Origin of the sequence: Polaromonas sp. AET17H-212, from assembly GCF_002379085.1 — a bacterium.
In the GTDB taxonomy this organism is placed as follows: Bacteria; Pseudomonadota; Gammaproteobacteria; order Burkholderiales; family Burkholderiaceae_C; genus Polaromonas.
The window spans coordinates 1-536 of sequence record NZ_NBZW01000075.1 but is presented as its reverse complement, the minus strand read 5'-3'; the positions used below and the strand labels follow the sequence as shown (position 1 = coordinate 536).

Here is a 536-nt window from a genome sequence, read left to right as displayed (position 1 = left end):
ATGGCCGAGCAGTGCGAGAAGGTCTCTCCCCTGGGTGGGGAACTGGAAGCCGATGAGTCTTACTTCGGGCCACGCCGGGTGCGAGGTCTTCGTGGCCGTGGCGCCGGTCGAAAAACGGTTGTGTTCGGGCTGCTCAAGCGAGGTGACAGCGTCTACACCGAGATCGTGCCCGATGCCACGAAACGCACGCTGCAGGCCATCATTCGAGGCAAGGCTGACATTGCCAGCATCATCCATACTGACCGCTGGCGAGGCTACGATGGATTGGTCGATGTCGGCTTTGACAAGCACTTGCGAGTCAACCACGGCAACAATGAATTTGCCCGGGGCTCAGTTCATGTCAACGGCATTGAAAGCTTCTGGAGCTATGCCAAGCGAAGGATGGTGCAGTTCAATGGCGTGCCCAGGCACACGTTCTACCTGCACTTGAAGGAAACCGAGTTCAGATTCAATCACCGTCACTCAAGCCTCTACAAAGCGCTGCTATCCTTGCTACGAAGCAACCCTCTTTAACGGACTTTGCTTCCTAAGCCCCT

General features: G+C 56.5%; 1 protein-coding gene. It reads left to right on the top strand.

Annotated features, from left to right (window positions below; all coding sequences use genetic code 11):
* Nucleotides 1-513: IS1595 family transposase (locus B7G53_RS22305; protein ID WP_096671805.1), on the top strand; the 513-nt coding region annotated here is incomplete at its 5' end.
* Between the last annotated feature and the right edge of the window lie 23 nt (nucleotides 514-536).